The 19,854-nt window shown below is 40.9% G+C and carries 14 protein-coding genes; 6 read left to right on the top strand and 8 right to left on the bottom strand.

Annotated elements, in window-relative coordinates:
• Window position 1: 1 nt before the first annotated feature.
• The 5 genes from KME09_16130 to KME09_16110 form a co-directional block, all read right to left on the bottom strand.
• Window positions 2-1,333, bottom strand: a complete 1,332-nt coding sequence (locus KME09_16130) for an alpha amylase C-terminal domain-containing protein (protein ID MBW4535464.1) — start codon at window positions 1,331-1,333, stop codon at window positions 2-4.
• A gap of 455 nt (window positions 1,334-1,788) precedes the next feature.
• Window positions 1,789-3,009 carry an NAD-dependent epimerase/dehydratase family protein gene (locus KME09_16125; protein MBW4535463.1) on the bottom strand — a complete coding sequence of 407 codons (1,221 nt, stop codon included), beginning with the start codon at window positions 3,007-3,009 and terminating at the stop codon, window positions 1,789-1,791.
• Between the two features lie 140 nt (window positions 3,010-3,149).
• A complete protein-coding gene (locus tag KME09_16120; protein ID MBW4535462.1) occupies window positions 3,150-4,274 on the bottom strand; it encodes a glycosyltransferase family 2 protein in 1,125 nt (374 codons plus the stop codon).
• Between the two features lie 221 nt (window positions 4,275-4,495).
• Window positions 4,496-5,269 (bottom strand): glycosyltransferase, encoded by a 774-nt coding sequence (locus tag KME09_16115; protein MBW4535461.1) that lies wholly within the window; start codon window positions 5,267-5,269, stop codon window positions 4,496-4,498.
• 31 nt (window positions 5,270-5,300) lie between these two features.
• Entirely contained in the window at window positions 5,301-6,563 is a 1,263-nt protein-coding gene (locus tag KME09_16110; protein MBW4535460.1) for a glycosyltransferase family 4 protein, read from the bottom strand.
• Between the two features lie 218 nt (window positions 6,564-6,781).
• Here KME09_16110 and KME09_16105 point away from each other — a divergent pair, with 218 nt between their 5' ends.
• A complete protein-coding gene (locus tag KME09_16105; protein ID MBW4535459.1) occupies window positions 6,782-7,453 on the top strand; it encodes a TVP38/TMEM64 family protein in 672 nt (223 codons plus the stop codon).
• A 90-nt stretch (window positions 7,454-7,543) separates the two neighbouring features.
• On the opposite strand, the gene KME09_16100 is transcribed toward KME09_16105, so the two are convergent.
• Window positions 7,544-8,290: a sucrose-phosphate phosphatase gene (locus KME09_16100; protein ID MBW4535458.1), complete on the bottom strand. Its 747-nt coding sequence runs from the start codon at window positions 8,288-8,290 to the stop codon at window positions 7,544-7,546.
• A 258-nt stretch (window positions 8,291-8,548) separates the two neighbouring features.
• Here KME09_16100 and KME09_16095 point away from each other — a divergent pair, with 258 nt between their 5' ends.
• Both KME09_16095 and KME09_16090 read left to right on the top strand, forming a co-directional pair.
• The gene (locus tag KME09_16095) at window positions 8,549-9,187 is read left to right on the top strand and encodes a hypothetical protein (GenBank protein ID MBW4535457.1); all 639 of its coding nucleotides are present in this window, start codon (window positions 8,549-8,551) and stop codon (window positions 9,185-9,187) included.
• Between the two features lie 246 nt (window positions 9,188-9,433).
• Window positions 9,434-10,330 carry a pentapeptide repeat-containing protein gene (locus KME09_16090; protein MBW4535456.1) on the top strand — a complete coding sequence of 299 codons (897 nt, stop codon included), beginning with the start codon at window positions 9,434-9,436 and terminating at the stop codon, window positions 10,328-10,330.
• A 51-nt stretch (window positions 10,331-10,381) separates the two neighbouring features.
• On the opposite strand, the gene KME09_16085 is transcribed toward KME09_16090, so the two are convergent.
• Window positions 10,382-10,597: an NAD(P)H-quinone oxidoreductase subunit O gene (locus KME09_16085; GenBank protein MBW4535455.1), complete on the bottom strand. Its 216-nt coding sequence runs from the start codon at window positions 10,595-10,597 to the stop codon at window positions 10,382-10,384.
• 376 nt (window positions 10,598-10,973) lie between these two features.
• On the opposite strand from KME09_16085, the gene KME09_16080 reads away from it, so the two are divergent.
• Complete coding sequence (locus KME09_16080; protein MBW4535454.1) at window positions 10,974-15,059, top strand: substrate-binding domain-containing protein; 4,086 nt, start codon at window positions 10,974-10,976, stop codon at window positions 15,057-15,059.
• 64 nt (window positions 15,060-15,123) lie between these two features.
• Here KME09_16080 and KME09_16075 read toward each other — a convergent pair whose 3' ends face one another.
• A complete protein-coding gene (locus tag KME09_16075; GenBank protein MBW4535453.1) occupies window positions 15,124-16,770 on the bottom strand; it encodes a DUF3685 domain-containing protein in 1,647 nt (548 codons plus the stop codon).
• Window positions 16,771-16,940: 170 nt separating this feature from the next.
• Here KME09_16075 and KME09_16070 point away from each other — a divergent pair, with 170 nt between their 5' ends.
• Entirely contained in the window at window positions 16,941-18,770 is a 1,830-nt protein-coding gene (locus KME09_16070) for a tetratricopeptide repeat protein (protein MBW4535452.1), read from the top strand.
• A 164-nt stretch (window positions 18,771-18,934) separates the two neighbouring features.
• Window positions 18,935-19,840 (top strand): DNA adenine methylase, encoded by a 906-nt coding sequence (locus KME09_16065; GenBank protein ID MBW4535451.1) that lies wholly within the window; start codon window positions 18,935-18,937, stop codon window positions 19,838-19,840.
• Window positions 19,841-19,854 lie beyond the last annotated feature (14 nt).

Here is a 19,854-nt window from a genome sequence, read left to right as displayed (position 1 = left end):
ACTAACTACTAACCACTAACAACCACATTTGAGCCGTCCTGGGTGGAATGTAGAGAGTGAAAAGATTTTGGGAAAGCTCCATCTCGTGTTGATGAATTAGGTCTTGATATACACCTGGATTGGTTAAGCCGAAAGTACTAAATTCAACCCAAGTTTCTGTTCCACTTTTATTGATGGCTACGATACCTAAATTCCCGCGACGAAAAACCAGTACAACATCGCTTTCATACAAGATTGCCATGGGTTGCCCCTGAACGGCATTATGAAATTGAATCGCGCTTTTAAGATCTTCTCGTTGGATGACATTAGCCCAGCGATCGCGATCTTCAGGGTGATTAACTGCTGATTCATTGCGATCGCATAATAATAAAGGAACACCCCCGTCTCTGCCTAAAATGTAGACGTAAGCTAAATTCTCGTCCTGTCGATCTAGCAGCAAGTAGCGAAAAGAATCATTATAAGGAATGTCATGGTTAACCGCGAAAGTCAGCGCTCGATTCCACGGCAAGGCATTACCTTCGATTTCAGGACGGGCAAGACTCCTCAGAGAACCACCAAAGCTAAATGCTGCGCGCATTGTTTGAAATAAAGGAAAATCATAGGCGGGGATCCAAGTTTCTACCAGAAAAGGGTCTAAAAAGATCTCTTCCTCGCGATCGCTACCAGTAAAGATCTCGCCAAATAAATATTTATCAGCCATAAAATCGCGATCGGCGAAATTATCAATCATCCCCTCACTCATGTGTTTAATTGCATCAATGCGAAATCCATCAAAGCCCATTTGAACCAAAGCAGCAAACATTTCTCGTTGCTGGGACAGTACCCTAGGAGAATCTCTAAGATCGGGCAATCCTGATAAATCGTAGAATTGTACTTGATTGCGATCTAACCAATCACTAATATCCCCTGACTGATTAAAATCATCTGGTGAAAATAATCCCTCACTTAAATCTCCATAGAGACGATTTTCCTCAAACAAAGCGGCATTTTGTCGATATCTTTCTAGTTCAGCTGCTCCTGGGAAATTCAAGCGATCCTCTCGATTTTCATTCGCCATGTGGTTGATGATAATATCGGCATAAACTCGAATTATTGGCTCAGTCTGATGACATCTCTCAATCAATTCTTGCAGTTCTGATTTACCTCCTAAATAGGATAAAAGAACTCGGTAATCCTTAGGTTGATAACGTTGCCACCACTGTTCATTATTAGGATCGGAATACAGAGGTGGTGGGATGAGAATCGCACCATAGCCAGCTTCGCGTATTTCTTCAATGCGATCAATAATTTCTCGGTACTGCCAATTAAAGGCATGAAGTATCACATCAGACATGGCTTTTGTTGGTTACTTTATAAACGATCTACCAATTTCTGAGGGCGATCGCGATTGATGTCGTCTAAGTTTTGAACAAAATCAAATTGGGTTTGCTCATTAGATATTAGTTTGACTTAATACTAATAAATCTCATGAGAAACTCATGAAAAAACTCATAGAAAACTCATCAATAAATCGATGATCGTCATCTGATAATCCTGCTCTAGAAAAAGCGTATCTACTCCAAAATCAACCAAAAAAAAGGGTGAGCAATGTTGCTCACCCTCAGAATTACCCTCAGAGGATGTCTGAGAACTCAATTCTGTTATGCTTAGACCCTAGCAGATCCCCCTAAATCCCCCTTGTTAAGGGGGACTTTGATTCCGATTCCCCCCTTGTTAAGGGGGGCTAGGGGGGATCTACCCACTGGAAACGTAGCAATTAGACTTTTCAGATATCCTCTCAAGTGTTGACTAAACTTTAGTAGTTTCAGCAGCTTCTAGACCATTACTTGAGGATTTTGCTTTTTGTTTTTGAATCCATAAAGAAGTGCAGGGAATTTTGCTCTTGTCGCAACGATGAGTATATTTTCCAGCTACCTCTGTTACTTCTTTCAGTAATCCTTGACTCAGGGTAGTGGGTTCTAATCCTAGATCGATAAAACGCTGGTTTTTCACAAATAGTTCGTTTTCGACTGCCTCATTTCGTGGATTTTCCAGATAGGCTATTTCTCCACCCGTCATTTGGGCGACCATTTTAGCTAAATCGATTACCCGATGAGTCTCTGTCATTTGGTTGAGAATTCGGACTCGCTCGCCTTTTTGTGGGGGATTTTCAATTGCTAACTGGACACAGCGAACTGTATCTTTAATATGAATAAAAGCTCTAGTCTGTCCTCCAGTACCATGAACTGTTAGAGGATAACCAATAGCAGCCTGCATCAGAAAACGATTTAAAACTGTGCCGTAGTCTCCATCGTAGTCAAAGCGGTTGACTAACTTTTCATCCATCAAAGTTTCAGGAGTGTTAGTTCCCCAAACAATTCCTTGGTGGAGGTCGGTAACGCGAATATCGTCGTTCTTATTGTAGTAATAAAAAAATAGTTGATCCTGGGTTTTGGTCATGTGATAGACGCTACCAGGATTTGCTGGATAAAGAATTTCTTGCTGAATGCGATCGCCACTATCGGTCACAACTTCTACATCCAAATAGCCTTCGGGAATCTTCATTCCTGCTGTACCGTAACCGTAAACTCCCATCGTACCTAGGTGGACTAAATGAATATCTAGCCCAGATTCCACAATGGCGCAAAGCAGGTTATTGGTAGCGTTGAGGTTATTGTTAACCGTATAGCGCTTATGCTTAGAAGACTTCATCGAATAGGGCGCTGCTCGTTGTTCGGCAAAGTGAACGATCGCATCAGGCTTTTCGCTAGAGATTAGACTCAACAGGCGATCGTATTCCTCAGCAATGTCTAGATTATAAAATTTAATTTCTTTGCCTGTAATATTTTTCCAGGTAGACAATCTTTGTCCAATAGGTGCAATTGGTGTTAAAGAGCTAACTTCTAATTCATTGTCTATATTTCTTCTGGATAAATTATCAACAATGATCACCTCAAAGTTGAGATTTGATAAGTGCAGTGAGGTAGGCCAGCCACAAAAACCGTCTCCTCCTAAGATAATAACTTTCATAATTTTCTCCCAACTATTAAGATTTGCAGTCCAACGACCCTTGCTTTGAACGAGAGGGGTGCTGGGGTTTCCCCAGCATACCCAATCGAGTTGTTGAATTGAATCGCTAAGACACTAACATTAGATCATTTAAGCAAACTTTATGCCTTTATTTTCTGTTTCGCACGAGAATTACTGCGAGGAATACTACTTTTTGACTCAAAAAAGCAATTATCTTGATTGCCTAAAATTTTCCGTAGATAAAGCTGATAGCCAAACCCTACAAAGTGGGCGATTGGCATAGTTGCGATCGCGATCGTACACCAAAACCAACGACTAATAAAATTAGGCGCTGCTTGTTTCGGGTTCGACCAAAATTTTTCGCGGAAACCAGTATGATACTTAGCAGTTACACGAGCTGCTTCTAAAGCAATTAGGCAAATACCCAAGAAAATTGCGGGAATAGTGTGTAAAGCACCGTGGAAAATGATTAAATCAGCAATCAAAGCTGTAGTTAACACCATAATCCCAAAAAAGGGAATTTTGTTTCTTAAAGGTAAGGTGTCGGCATATCTAGCAGACATAATACAGCTACCTCGACCATATTTGATATATTGCCTCCATAGTCCGAGCCAATTGCGCCGAGGAAAATACCAAACCTTTATTTGAGAGCTAATGTAAATAGCTTTTTCACCGTAAGCCTTGAGTAAACGAAAGTTTAGCTCAGAATCTTCTTTACGCGTAACTTCATAACCACCAATATCCGCTAGTACTGAACGCCAAAAACACCCCAGAAAAACTGTTTCGGCATAGCCATCGTAGTGAGGATTGCGATATCTAGCACCGCCACTGCCGAGGAGACTGCGGGAAGCTAAAGCCACTCCTGCTTGAAAAGTATTGGCAGCCACAAAGCGTTGCGCACCACCAACATTAACTGCCTGAGATTTTTGTAAAGCGTCAACACACTGCTCGATATAGTCTGGAGCATAGTTACAATGAGCATCTGCCCGCAGATAGATATCACCCTTGCAGGCTTTAAGAGCTATATTAAGTGCTGCTGACTGAATACGCTGAGGATTATCTAAAAGCTTAATCTGAGGATGAATCCGAGATAATTTTTCAATCTTACCTTGTGTTCCATCTGTGCTAGTTCCATCTACAATTATTATTTCTAGTAAGTGAGGATACTTCGAGTCTAAAAATTTTTGGACAACTGCTTCTATATTGTCAGTTTCGTTATAAGTAGGAATGATGATCGAAACAGATGGGTTTTTGCTCACACTCATATTGATTCTGGTCTGGGGTAGTTTATATTTTTAGCATTAGTAAGTAAATTTGTCGCAAAAGCACCATAAATCACATAAAGCAGTTAAATATCTAAATTTATATCTGTTGTCTAGTTGTATTTAACTATTTCTCATGACTTTTCTTTCTCTAACCAAAGTAGCATTCTGTAATTTACTAGGATAAAAAATAGCCTTACCTTGATTGGTAATCTGCTTAATTTTTACAGTAGTAGCTTCGCTGGAATCATTGCTAATCGGTAAAGAGATTTAAGCAGACAATAAATATCCGCTTTTAAGCGCTTAAACCAGGATAACTTAAAATAATGATCGCGTATACGACGGTGATGAGTAAACTGCTGAAAAACTTTGATGGATGAGACACCAGTAGTATCGTAATAAGCTATAGGAAAATGTAACAAAGTGGGATGAGCAATTAGATTAGCTCTGATATTGTATTCATAATCCATGCCCATTGATAAATCTTCTCGATACAGTCCCATCTTTTCGACCAGTTGTCGAGAATAGAAAGTTGACTGGTGACAAACTGGATTACCATACCAGAATGAAGTCTCGCGCCAAACCTGCGGCTGCTTGCAGTGTCTTTTGAGATATTTATTGCGACTGAGGGAGATAGTTTCTCCCGTTGCCCATAGCCACTTATCTTGAGCGTAAGAATCTACTACTCGTTGAGTTACATCATCGGTAATCAAAGTATCTCCTGAGTTAAGAAACAAAATTAATGTTCCTTGACTGTGCTGAATACCCTCATTAAAAGCTGAAGCAATTCCTGAACCTACCTGGGGATAATAAGCAAAATTATGGCGATGACTATAGGCTTGTAAGCGCTTTAACTCTACATCACTGGCATGATGGTAAATCACAATGTGGTTGATGGCGTAATACTTCTGTTGACTGACGTTACTCAAGGTAGCAAACAGAGCGTTGTCAATTTTGGCAGTAATTGTGACTATATCTACAGAAATACTACTAAACATTAGCCATTAATATAATTAGTCTGTATATGGATTATGGTGCTAGCTTACTACGTAAATCAGTAAAAACTTGTAAGTATTTTTGAGTTTGTTGTTCCAGCTGAAAATTGGCGATCGCTTTAGCTCTACTATTTTTTCTTAGGTGTTGATGCCTAGTGTCATCTGCTAAAATCCAGTCAATTCCTTGGGCTAAATCTTGAGGCTGTTCAGGCTGGGCAAGATATCCGTTTTGTTGATGTTCAATGAGATCGCTCATCCCGCCAATCTTAAATGCAGCACAAGGAGTGGCACAAAACAAGGCTTCTAAAACCGTGTTGGGTAAATTGTCTTGGATCGAAGGGGCGACAAAAACATCGGCTGAGGCATACAGCAGAGATAAAGCCACATCGTCGCTTAATTGTCCAATATAATGGGTCTTAAAACCAAAGTCGATCGGTTGAGATGGCTCAGATGCACCAAAAATTACTAGCTCGATTTGATCTGCCTGTTGAGCAGATTTGAGGTATTCTAAGGCAGACAACAAGAGAGTAAATCCTTTCCGCCGATCTTGGGTGCTGTTTAAAGCACCAAACAGAATAATTTTTTTGTCTGTGGGTAGGTTAAAAACTTTTCTCGCGAATAGGGGATCGTGAGGCTGATAAAGCTGGGGATCGATGCCGTTACCAATAACTTGCACTGGGAAGTTTTGGAACAGAGAACTAGATTTAGCACAGCTAGCTAACCAGTTGCTAGGAGTAACCACGGTTAAGTTTAAATTTTGCCAAGCTTTTGTTTTACGTCGCCAATTCCAGTGAGATAAATCCCAGTGACGATCGCTACCCAACTGAGGACAAGCACCACAAGACTGCATATAGCGATCGCATGTGCCACTATAGTGACATCCTCCAGTAAAAGCCCACATATCATGTAGAGTCCAAACCAACGGTTGCTTAAGTTTGCTTAAGGCTTCAATGGGGACAAAACCACCATTAACCCAGTGCAGGTTAATTACATCAGGATTTATCTGTTCAATTTGCGCGACAATCTGATTGGGCAGCCACTGAGAAGAATAGATATTGATTGCGCGATCGCGATGACGATATAAATTGAGGGGTAGCTGATCTAAGGCTGGCTTAGTGGCAGCAATTCCCCGTTGAATTTTGCTTTTAGGGGCAATGACGCTCTGGCAGTCGCTGAGTTTATTCTGCACTAACATCTGTGAGTCTACTTGCTTTGCCAACAAGCCTTGATGTAGACGATAGGCAGCACGGGCAGCGCCTCCGCGAAGATCTCTGGCGCTTAAAATGAGAATTTTCATGCTTACAGATCTATAGGTTTCCCAAAAATTGTACTCTTACCTAATTAGTAAGTAGGTAAGTCACACCGTTGAGAAATTCCTGTTCTTAAGTTAAACTCCGAGTGTTCACAACCAACTATTGCAACTGTTGCCAAAACTTGTATTATGTCTTGCGAGCAATTTTTAAATTTCATGATCTGCTTTAACTTATAGTCAGGCAGCAATTATCTTAAAATCTTATGGTTATTTGGCAAGAATGGCTTTCTCAAGCTCATCATTGGCTTAGTTCTTTGGGATACCTAGCGTATCCCGCTTTTATTAGTATTTATTTAGCAGCAACCTTAGTTGGTTTACCAGCAATTTTTCTTTTTTTGGCTGCGGGAAGCTTATTTGGCTTTATTCCTGGCTTAATTTTAGTATCTTTAGCTGATACCTTAAGCGTTGCCGTCTGCTATCAGTTAGGGAGGACAGTAGCCCGTAAGAAAATCAGCCAATGGGTTGCTCAACGTCCTCAATGGAGGGAGTTCGATCGTGCAGTAGCAAAAAAAGGTTGGAAAATTGTATTTTTAACTCGTCTATCACCGCTCGTCCCTTCTAATGTACTCAACTACGGCTTTAGCCTAACTAAAATTAACTTTTGGCAATATCTATTTGTGTCCTGGCTAGCAATGCTGCCTGTCATTGCTCTCTACGTCTATTTAGCCTCTGTCGGCACTAATTTACTGTCAGGCGATAACAATGACCCAAAACAGATTACCGCTTCCATTATTGGCTTAATAACGTCTTTAATGGCGATCGCCTACACCACCAAGCTCATGTACGGAACTCTAATTCCTAAATCGACTCAACCAACTAAACCTGATTTGCCACAATCATCCAAGGCTGAGAAAAGAGAAAAAGCTAAAAGATAGGAGGTAAGAGGTAGGAGGTAGGAGGTAGTAGGTAGTAGGTAGAAGACAGTAAGTAGTAGGTAGAGCGGTAATTACTCCTGAACAGAGATTTTAGATAAAACCAAAGTGTTTCAACCCTTCAATAATTCCTCCAGCACAGTCAGATTTAGCTAAATAATTATTATCATTTTTATTTGCTGCATACCATTTCAACAACTCTGGTTTGGCATTGGCTACCAGCAAGCTTTTCTCTTGACCTTCAAACATGGAAATATCATTACCAGAATCCCCACAGACTATCGTTTGTTCTGGTGCAATTTGCCATCTACGGCGGAGAAACTGAACTGCCAAACCCTTGTCACCATTTTTGGGTAACAAATCTAAATCTTGACCAGCACTGTAGATTAGCTTGATGTCAAAACCTTGTTGCTCTAAGGCTGCTTGTAGTTTCGTCAGGGTAGATTCTGCTGCTGCTTCTGCCAGATAATAGCTAATTTTAAACGGATTTTGTTCAGAATTTGGCTGCAACTGTAAATCGATAAACTGGCTGGCGATCGCTACTATCTCTGGGCGATTCCATCCCTGAGCCAGAATATCTGCCCATTCTTGGTCATACTGTGACTCTTGCCGATCAAAATACATTTCTGTCCCCACCGCAGTAATTAGCGCGTCTGGAGGGAGTAATGATTTTGCTTCGGCTAATAAACGATAGAGATAAAGCGATCGCCCAGTAGCATAGACAATTTTACTGTTATGCTGTTGACGATGGGCAGCTAGTTTTTGGTTAAGCTCTACTAACGCAGCGTCATCACCAACTAAAGTATTATCTAAATCAGTTACAAATAAAAAAGGATTCATATCTAAAATCTGGCAAATTTGGATTATTGATCTCAGGATTTAAACTTAAACACATAACTATCTAAACACTCTAATCCACAAATCGAAAAGTCTTTTTGATTGGCGGGGGACAAAAAAGTGTTTAATTTAACAATTATGGCTTGTCGTGCCAGCCAATTCTACAACTTCTGCTCAATTATCTTTACAACTGCGGACACAAACTGGTTAGCTGGAGGGTGGTTTAAGTAATAATTTTATGGTCACAAGAGGAATGAGATTTTGGGTGTAGAACTTCGCAGTTATGTCTACTTAGATCGCCTGCAATTACAGCACGCAGCATATATTGGCACGGTGGCATCAGGATTTTTACCCCTTCCAGGAGATGCTTCTTTGTGGATTGAAATATCTCCTGGCATTGAGATTAATCGCATTACAGATGTAGCGTTAAAGTCGGCGGTAGTTCGCCCTGGAGTTCAATTTGTCGAAAGACTATATGGACTGTTAGAAATTCATGCCAACAGACAGGGAGAAGTAAAAGCGGCAGGGAGAGCAATTTTAGAAACTTTGGGAGTTAAACAGCAGGATAGTCTTAAACCTAACGTTGTCTCCAGCCAAATTATTCGCAATATAGATGCCTACCAAGCCCAGCTAATTAACCGTGACTGTCGTGGACAGATGTTACTCGCAGGACAAACTTTATATGTGTTGGAAGTGCAGCCTGCTGCCTATGCATCCCTAGCTGCTAACGAAGCTGAGAAAGCAGCATTGATTAATATTCTTAAGGTTACGTCCATTGGTAGTTTTGGTCGTTTATATCTAGGAGGAGAAGAAAGAGACATTATTGCAGGCTCATCAGCAGCTTTAGCAGCCTTGGAAAGTATTTCTGGCAGAGAGATTTTACAGCAGAAAAAAGAGTAGCTAAGTAGGTGGGTGTAATTAAATTGGAAATGAGGTTAGGGAGTAACAAGTAACGAGTAACGAGTAATATGCGGAGCGGTATCCTTTAGGACAAATAGCTCTAAGGGTAGGGGTTTGATCAATTATTTTGCCTACCTACTTAAGTCAACCAAATTTTTAATCTTAGTTTTAACCTTGGTCACTGGTAACAAAGCAGCGATAATAGTTAAGGAAATTTAAACGATAGCGATCGCAGGTAAGTTTGACGTGGCAAATATTGAGCATCTAACTAATTTAAGACAGGGTGCAGTAAGTTGGATGAATTGGTTAGACAATCATCATCAGCCAAATATTGATTTGATTAATGCCGATCTTCGGGGTGTCAATCTAGCGAAGGCTTATTTGGTTAAAGCCAGTTTAGCGGGTTCAGATTTAACCGCCGTACAGTTGAATCAAGCCAATCTGACTGGGGCTAATTTAACGGGTGCAAAATTGCTTGATGCTGACCTGAAGCAGGCGAATTTAACTGGAGTTAACTTACAGTCGGCTTGTTTAATTGATGCGGATTTTTATCAGGCTAATCTAATCGGCTCAGATCTAAGATTGGTTCGAGGCCCAGGGGCAAACTTTAGTCAGGCAAACCTCATTGGTTCATCGATCAGACAGGCAATATTACCCCAAGTCAACTTTTCCCAAGCCCAGCTCAATCGTGCTAATCTCAGCGAAACTAATCTAGTTAAGGCTAGTTTCGATCGGGCGGATCTGTCGGGAGCTAATTTTTTTGAAGCCGAATTACAGTCTGCCAGTTTTTATCAGGCTAACCTATATCGGCTCAAGGCGATCGCTACTCATGTAAGCCATGGTTATTTTCTTGGTAGTAATTTGATTGAAGCTAGTTTAATTGGCTGTGACCTACGCTGGTCAAACTTAAGCTACACCGATCTTCAGGGCGCAGACTTGCAGCAGGCAAAGTTAAGAGGAGCAAATCTAACCAGAGCAAATCTAACCAGGGCAAACCTGTCAGGAGCAGATCTTCGAGGGGCTAACTTGCAAAATGCTAATCTCAGCCACACTAATCTGACAGATGCAGATATTGAAGATACAATTTTTGACAAGGCAATATTTACCGCAACTATCATGCCCGATCGTCAAAAACAGGATTAAATTAGCTTGTTTGGCTAAAAATTGAAGATCTAGTTATTTTTACTCAATACCCTATTTTGCTTCTTCTAGCTGATCCAAGCGTAGCCAGACATTAGGCGTTGGTACATAAAACTGGACTAGAGCATAATCGTCACTCAGCTCTAAAATCTGTCCTTTACTGTCAAATAAATATGAGGGGAAGCGTGTATCACTTGCTTTAGCTTCTGCACTACCTTCTAGCTTTTCTTTAACTACTTTGACTAACGATCCTTTCTTAATGGCTGGCATAATGATTAATTGCAATTGTGCTGACTAATTCTTAAGTTTAGTATAGTTCGTCATGCAGCCTATCTTTTCAAGACGACCAGAGTTATTCGATATAACTCAAAAAGCAAAATCCAATCTGTTATGTATTCTGGTTACAGGGTCAAATTAATTGCAGAAAATAATAATTGTTGCTCAGAAGTTTTTCTTAAAGATTTACTGCCAAAATTTGACAGTTCTGGAATTAATTTAAGGTTTTTGGTAGTATGAATTAGCTAAAATAGCCTGAGTATTTTTATTTAACTAGAAATACTTAAAAGAACATAACTCCTATGCAGATCTAGGGTACTCGCCCTTTATAGTTAATTACCAAATAATTAGATAGAATTTAGACATAAAAATGTTACATAAAAGACATAACTCTGTAGCTACATTAGCAATATTATTAAGTTTGGTAGGTGTTTCAGAACCAGCCAAAGCTTTTCTCTTGGCTCAATCTGATTCGGCACCGAATACATTTGCTGTGCCAGACAAATTACCCCAAGATACAATCAAGATTGCTGCCTCTAATAGTATTAATGGTATTAGCACTAGTTTAAAGGAAAGTTTTACGGCTAAATATCCTCAAGCCAAAGTTAATATTAAGACCCAGGATTCTGTTTCGGCGCTAAAAAGCCTTTCTGAAGGTCAAGCTGACCTCGCTGCAATAGGTCGAGTCTTAACAACAGCAGAAAAAGCACAAGGATTTATCTCTGTTCCTATTAGTAGAGAAAAAATTGCGATCGTCGTCTCTAACAACAATCCGTTCAATGGCAATTTAACAATCGATCAGTTTGCCCAAATTTTTAGAGGTGAGATTACTGATTGGGCGCAAATTGGCGGAACTCCTGGCACAATTCAGCTGATAGATGCTCCTAATATTAATGATACTAGACAAGCTTTTCCTAACTACCCTGTGTTTCAGTCAGGAGAATTTAAGACAGGTTCGACTGCAAATCAATTAAAGCAAGATAGTATCGAGGCGATGATTGCCAAATTGGGTACAAATGGTATTGGTTATGCAGTAGCTAACGATGTCATCAAACGAGATGATGTCAAAGTCATCACAATGCATCAAACTCAGCCTGATGATCCCAGATATCCCTTCTCTGAACCGTTTAATCTAATTTATCAAGGTACTCCCAGTACAGCAGCGCAAGCATATCTAGGATTTGCCACTACTCAAGGCGGAAAACAAGTAATTGCTAATCGAGTTGGTTCAATCTCAGCGGCTGCGGTAACATCAATTGCCCCAAAAGCAGCGTCCGATCTAGCTAGCAAAAATACAGCTATACCTTCACTTGAAGCTGATGTAGAGGGTAAAAAGAATAGCGCGATCGCCGACAGTAAAAATGTAGCTTTACAAACTACTAAAACAGCTACTGTTAAAAATGCTCCCAAGGCGATCGCTGGGAGCCTGGGTGTAGAATCTCTGGGTAATGCAGGCAAGCCTGATGTTGGGGTAAATGGAGTAGACAAAAACGTCACAGCCAATGCTGATGTCAATCCTAACCTTCAGCAAAGTGGGGAAGCTAATCCTGCTCTCAAGGCCAGTGGGGAAGTTAACCCTGACGTTCAACAAAGTGGGGAAGTTAACCCTGATCTTAATGCCAGTGGGGAAGTCAACCCTAACATTCAACAAAGCGGGGAAGTTAACCCTAATGTCAATGGTAGTGGGGAAGTTAACCCTAACATTCAACAAAGTGGGGAATCTCTATCCTCAAAAAATAATGCTGATGGGGAAGCCGTTGCTCCTATTGCCCAAGCAGAAGTAGATCGAGGCACAAACGCAGAGAACCAAAAAAGTAACTGGTGGTGGTGGCTACTGCCAATTCTGGGAATCTTTCTAATAGCAGCAGCCATTTTGGGCCGACGTAAGAAAAGCGATCGAGAACCAGCTCTTAACGACATTTCTAACATCAATAATCTAGATAGCGGGCCTAATCCTAATCCTCCAGGTTCGCCTGGTGGTGGAGTTCCTCCTGTCGGTGTCAATAGCTCAGGCAACGTAGTAAATAATCTTGCCGAGAATACAGCAAATACTTCTTCTAATATGGGTATGGCTGGGATGACAGCGGGCGGTGCAGCTTTGGCAGGAGGTGTGGCAGCAAACCTTGCAGGGAGAAGAAATAGAACTGAAAACGTCGCCGATCCTGATTTAGATCTAGATTTAGATCTAGATTTGGCTGAATCAACTTCAGTTGAAGAAATACCCTCTAACCCTGTTAGCGAGTTCACAGGACAAGAAACTAGATTGCAGGTTGGCGATCAATCAACCAATCTACAAATAGATGATGATGATGTTGATTCTCAAGGCATTGACAACATATCCCTAGGTGGAGCAGCAGTTTCAAGATTCCCAGACTCAGAACATGAATTAGAAAATGAAACTGCGATCGATCCTGTTGTCGAACGCCCTGATGTAGCAAATTTAGACACCAGTGTTTCTGGATTGACTACACCAACAGTAGAAACCGATTCAGCAACTACTCAAGCAAATATCGGCAGAGAATTTCCAGGTGATTTTGTTCTTCAAGAGGAAGCAAGAGATATAACCGTACCTGATGAAGTCGCTACTAATAGAGATGTAACTAGTGGTGATTTCGATTTATCTAATACTGTCGAGCCTGATGTTAATATGCCAGATTTAAGTCAGGATACTGATTTAAATGTAGGTGCGCAGGTAAATAATACATCTGTAGCTTTTCCCGATTCAGTGGGAGATGTAACTATTCCTGATGTTGACTTATCAACTGATACTGATGTAGATCCTAATATTGATAGCAGTGGCATTGATGGCGTGACTCTAGCAGGCGGTGCAGCAGCCCTTGGTGGTGCAGCAGCATTAGGAATGTTTAACCGTGGAGATAGCACTACAGAAGATACAGAAATCAATGTAGCTGATTTTAGTCAAGAGACTGATTTAAACACTGGCGATCGCGTAGAGGAGCAGGCTAGCTCGGTAAGTTTCGCAGATACCACAGAGATCACTACTCCTGAAGTTGAAACAGCTGATTTTAGTCAAGAGACTGATTTAAACACTGGCGATCGCGTAGAGGAGCTGGATAGCTCAGTAAGTTTCGCAGATACCACAGAGATCACTACTCCTGAGTTTGAGACAACTGATTTTAGTCAAGAGACTGATTTAAATACTGGCGATCGCGTAGAGGAGCTGGATAGCTCGGTAAGTTTCGCAGATACCACAGAGATCACTACTCCTGAAGTTGAAACAGCTGATTTTAGCCAAGAGACTGATTTAAACACTGGCGATCGCGTAGAGGAGCTGGATAGCTCAGTAAGTTTCGCAGATACCACAGAGATCACCACTCCTGAGTTTGAGACAACTGATTTTAGTCAAGAGACTGATTTAAATACTGGCGATCGCGCAGATGATCTTGATACCTGGGTAAGCTTTACGGATACCACAGAGATAACCAATCCTGATGTTGACTTATCAACTGATACTGATGTAGATCCTAATATTCATGGCGTAGCTCAAGCAGGAGGTGCAGCAGCCTTGGGTGGCGCAGCAGCGTCAAGAATGTTTGATCGAGATAACCAACCAACTTCTGATATTCAAGAATTTGAAACTTTTGAAACCTCTTTCGATTTTTCAGAGGATACTACTCCCACTAATGTTACTGATAATGTAAGTACTGATGCTGAAGCCACCTCCGTTGATGAGGTTAATAGTTTAGAAGGAATTACCCTAGATAATCTGGCGAATCGGGATGATATTAATCTAGATGACATCAATATAGATGATAATGAAAGTCTCGAAGTAATTACTTTTGATGATGCGACTGCTACCGAAGATTTGACCTTCGATCGGTTCACCCTCGACGATTTCGATAGTAATATCAATGCCACTCTTGAAGAGATCACCTTTGATGATGCCACTGATACAAGCGATCTTACTCTCGATGAGATTACTCTTAACGATGTAGACAGCGATCGCACAACTAGTTCCACTGTCGAAGAAATCACTTTTGATGATGCTGCTACAAGCGACTTAAACCTAGAAGATATTACCTTTGAGGATACTCAAGTTTCTAGACGTAGTTTTGTCAGCGATACTGAGCAGAATGAGCTTGATGAGGAGATAAATCTCGATGATTTAGGTTTTGAGGATACCGATCCAGCTAATACTGCTGATTTCGATTTATTAAGTGATAATACGGCAGAAATTACCAGTTTGCCAGATCAATCTAACGATATGAACAATATCTCTGAATGGTTAGATAGTTTGGAAACTCCTAATCAAGACACTGACAATATTTCTGAATGGTTAGATACTCTAGACAAAGATAGTTTCCGTGACGATCCTAATGCCGATCGGGACAGCTTAAATCTAGAAACAACTACCAACGAGACAGATGAAATTTCTTTCCAATTCCTAGAAGATTTATTAGATCGAGATTCCGATCCTAATCGCAATAATCAATAGTTTTTGCATGTCAGAGTTATTTATCTAAGATATTTAACCAAACCCTGTACCAAATTAATCTAGGTCAGGGTTTTTTCTGTTTGCGGGGAACATCTTTGATCGTGCTACCAATTCCTTGAATGATACCTTTACCCACTAAGCCTAAGCCTTTGCCAATTACCTGAGTTAGGACAAAGACTACTCCACTGCCTACTAAAGCAATTAATTTACGTACTAGAGGGGCGATCGCATCGCGAATTTCAATGATGATCGTGGATAACCAAGGGATGCCTGTCAGTTCTTCAAGTTCAGCCTTACGGGGAGCATAAACATAAGTAATTCTAATCGCCCCAGCGTTAATCACAAATAGACGATGACGACTTTCAAAAATGTTTTGCGGGTGGGTAAAATAATTCTCCTGACGGTATCGCCAAGATAGTTGATTACGAAATCGAGCTAGTTCGCGATCGCTACGGTACTCGGCTTGATAGAGCCGATATTTAAAAATTTCTAGATCGTAAAAATTATTTAGGATTACCTGCATCACCCCGTTAGCCAGATGAATAATTAAATTGTGGAGTAGAAATTCAATTCGGGCGATCGCTTCTGCATCATCTGATTGATAGACAACGTTATCGATGATTAACTCTGGTTTACCCAAGAGATAGTCAAATAGTTCGGGAATACCATAGAGATCGTTGAAGATATTTTGCTGAACTAGAGCAAATTCTTGTGCATAGATTTCCCCTAGCTGGGGTTGTTCATTTGACTGCCCATAATGCTGCCCAAAAAAATTATCTGTAGACCATTGCCAGAGATCTTGTAGATAAACAGTATAATCTCGATCTAAGGTATAGGCGATCGGTATTTGGGCAATAGTTTCACTCAGACGTTGCAGAATTAAATGACAAAGACTCTTGGCTATTTTGGGCTGAAGCAGATCGATTTCTAAGAGAATTTTGGTGCGATTATTTAACCCAAGCTGAATATCCGTTACTACCCGTTCAAAAATAGCTTTGTTAGCAGAATCAGCAAATTCTGGTAGGGGTGCTAACTCTGTGGGGGTAATTGGTACAATCGCGCCCGCAACAGGCTCAATAGTAGCTGAATCCTCTTGTAAGACAATTTCTTCCGCAACTAAACGACTAGATAACCAGCGCGCAGACTGTAATTCCCGTTTACGCCCTACTAAAAAAACTCGTTCCCAATCAGATAGATAAGGATTAGCTAATTTTTGCTCTATTTCTTGTAGCGTTTGTTCTAATTCAATTCTACCTGTCTTGCTAATTTTCGCTAACGCCTGTTGCCAAAGCTTGGGGCTAACATCATCAGTTGACCAATAAGTATTGCCATAGGCGACGGTGTGCAAACCCTCCACAATACTATTAATACTGGCACCGCGATCGCAATTACCTTTAACCCCCCAAGACTTAAGCTTGGCTATTTGCTTCGTCGTAAAGTTAGGAGTCAATAAAAACAACGGTAGCTGGGGATATAACTGTCTTAATTGCCGAGTCAACTCCAGACTCGAAATCTCTGCCTCTGTATAACTAATGCCCAGCACTAAAACATTCAGCACCATCCCTTGAGTAAGCTCTCTCAGGGTATCTTCACTCAGGTTGCCCTCCCCTACAATTTCAAAATCAGCATATTGAGCGATCGCCGTGCGTAACCCCAAACGAAAAATGGAGTCATGATCGACAATAAACAATTTGATTTTAGCTTGGGTCATTTCTAGCCGATGGCGGATTTAACCGTATAACTTGACGGTAACAATCAATTATATGGTTCATCTAAGCATTGAACTAGTCTGTTGGCTAATTTCCGTAATTTCTAGTTATGTTTACTCAGTGCCACATCTCAAGACGGTATAATATTTTTTTGACTCACTAAATATTTATTGTGTCCGAATCATTAAGCGATCGCTATTTTGCCCTCATTGACCAGATTGTCGAACTTACTCTACAAGGGAAAATAAGTTCTGTTGAGCGAGTTTACGGAATACTCGTGGAACAAGTGGAAACTGGCACAGGGGAAATTTTTGAACGCTGTTTGAGTCAACGTCTCGACACCGCAGAGGCACAGTTGGACACTAAACTTAAGGCAGCTAGAATACTGAGAGCTTTACAAACTATTGAGAAGCAATGGCTGCGCTGGCAAGAAGAAAATTTAGTAGCAGCAGAAATCTCAGAAACCGCCCAGATGATTATTACGGGAGATCCTGAAGATTATTTTCTCCGAACAGTGGATGTTCTCGATCCTAATCAAGAAAACCCTTTAAGTATTGATGAATTAAGCCAGCTAGCAGAAAATCTTCAGGCTGCTGCCAAAACCCAAGAGGATGCTGAGTTAGCTCAAGATTGGCAACAGCTAGCCACAGGCATTACCGCAGGCTTAGAGTCATTTACCACCTTGGAGGGAGATTTAGTCAGTTGGATGTATGGTTCGGGGAGCAATTTCTCGGGGTTTGGGGCGCAAAGACCGAATCCTTGGCGGATTTGGGCGCAAAAAGTCACTAGTCCTCTGCCTAAGCAGTTATTTCAAACTATGGCACAGCAACAATCAGCCATAGATTTTGCTAGAGTCGCTAATAATTTAGAATTACGAGCCTGGATTGAGTTAGCAATTTTACTGCAATATCTCCAGCGGGGATTAGTCACCTGGTACGATCAGCAGCCTTATAACTCTAAGTTTGGTAAAGAACTTTCCTATAGCACCTTGCTGACTTTTGCCTCAATTTGGTGCGAGCTATGGCAGGCATTTGTGATAAGTCAACCTGCTCTTGCTGATGGCTGTTTTCTGGTGATGCTGCAAATATTACGTACTTTTGCCCAAAGAGAAGATTTTCCTTTGTACAGCGGTGTATTCGCCTCGTTCTCAGGAGATTATCTCCAGGATACTCTCGATTACTTTGATGAGCCTTTAAAAGAGGTAGAGGGAACAGAAGATAAAGCCCGTATCCTGACTTTGTTGGGCTATTCTCAGCGCACGGCAGGAGATTATGAAAAGGCGATCGCTTTCCATGAAGAAGCCCTAGAAATTGCGATCGCAGCTAACGATTATGCTTGCGAAATTGCCAGCCTCAATCACCTTAGTCGCACCAATGTAAACCTAAAAAATTACAGCGAAGCAATCAACTACAGTCAAAGAGCTTTAATTGCAGCCCGACAGGTGGGTGACAAATTAGGTGAGGCAAATGCATCGGTTAACTTAGGTTATGCCAAAGTATTTGCAGCCCGACAGCTTGATAGTATGGCAGCAGAAGATTATAGCGAAGCAGTACGCTATCTAGAACAGGGAGTTGAGCTAGCCCAAAAACAGGGAGATTCTCAAAGTCAAGCTTTTGGTAATACGAGCCTGGGTATTGCTTATGTCGTCTTAGAACAGCCCACTTCGGCGATCGCTTCTTTAACTAAAGGTGCAGAATTAGCCCAGTATTCCCGTGATGTCTATCTTCAAGGATTAAGCTTTTCCTATCTCGCCGAAGCCTATTACAGCATCGAAGATCGTGCAGCAGCGATTACCTACGGCGGTTTAGGGATGTATCTACTTAATCAAATTAATTCTGTAGAATGGCGACAGGTAGCGGGTTTACTCTCTATCTTGCAAGGACAAATTGGTGAAGAATTTAACAATATCTTGGGACAACAGCGATCGCCAATTATCAGCTTAATTGGCGTTGATGGCTATGATTATCTGCCTAAATTGCTCGAAGAATACAAAAATAACTAAGTTTAAAAATCATCAAGTCAATTCATAAGTAGGTAGGCAAAATAATTGCTCAAACCCCTACCCTTAGAGCTATTTGTTACTCGTTACTCGTTACTTGTTACTTGTTACTCCCTAACCTCATTTCCAATTTAATTACACCCACCTACTTACAAAGTAAATTCACCATGTCAGAAAATATTTCTCCCCCAGAAACCGCATTTTCTGAACAATTACCTCATCAAGCTCAAGCAAAACCATTTCTTAAATGGGCGGGTGGCAAAAGGCAACTTTTACCTGTAATCAAAGAATATTTACCTGCAAAATATACTGAATACTACGAACCATTCATTGGCGCAGGAGCGCTACTATTTTCCTTACAGCCAAAAAAGGCGACATTAAGTGATATCAACGCGCAGCTTATTAATTGTTACCAGGTAATTAAAGATCGACCACAGGAGTTACTAGAACTCTGCCAAAAACATCAAGCCAATAACACCTCTGAGTATTATTACCAATTACGCGCACAAGATCGCCAGGATGACTTCAATCAACGTACCGCCGTAGAACGTGCAGCAAGGATCATCTATCTGAATAAAACCTGTTTCAATGGTTTATTTAGAGTCAACAGTAGCAGCCAATTTAATGTTCCCTATGGCAAGTATAAAAACCCAATTATCGCTGAGCCTGCGGTAATTCAAGCTATTAGCACCTATCTTAATCAAGCTAGGTGTCGCATCCTTAACGGAGACTTTGAGCAAGCAGTAGCCACGGCTAAAAAGGGCGCATTCATCTATTTTGATCCCCCATATCATCCCATGAGCGACACCTCATCTTTCACTGGTTATAGTATGAACGGCTTTGGGGAGCAAGAACAAATTAGATTAAAAAAACTTTGCGATCGCTTAACCGATAGAGGTTGTCAGGTATTAGCTAGCAATTCAGCTTCCCCATTAATTAAATCTCTTTACGACGATCCGCGATATGAAGTAATCGAAGTTAAAGCCACTAGAGCGATTAATGTAGTCGCCTCAAAAAGAGGCAGAATCAATGAATTACTAATTTACAACAAATATAAAACCAAAGTTGAATAATTACTCTGCAATCA

It is taken from the genome of Pleurocapsa minor HA4230-MV1 (assembly GCA_019359095.1).
Lineage (GTDB): Bacteria > Cyanobacteriota > Cyanobacteriia > Cyanobacteriales > Xenococcaceae > Waterburya > Waterburya minor.
This window is presented reverse-complemented; position numbering and strand designations above follow the sequence as displayed.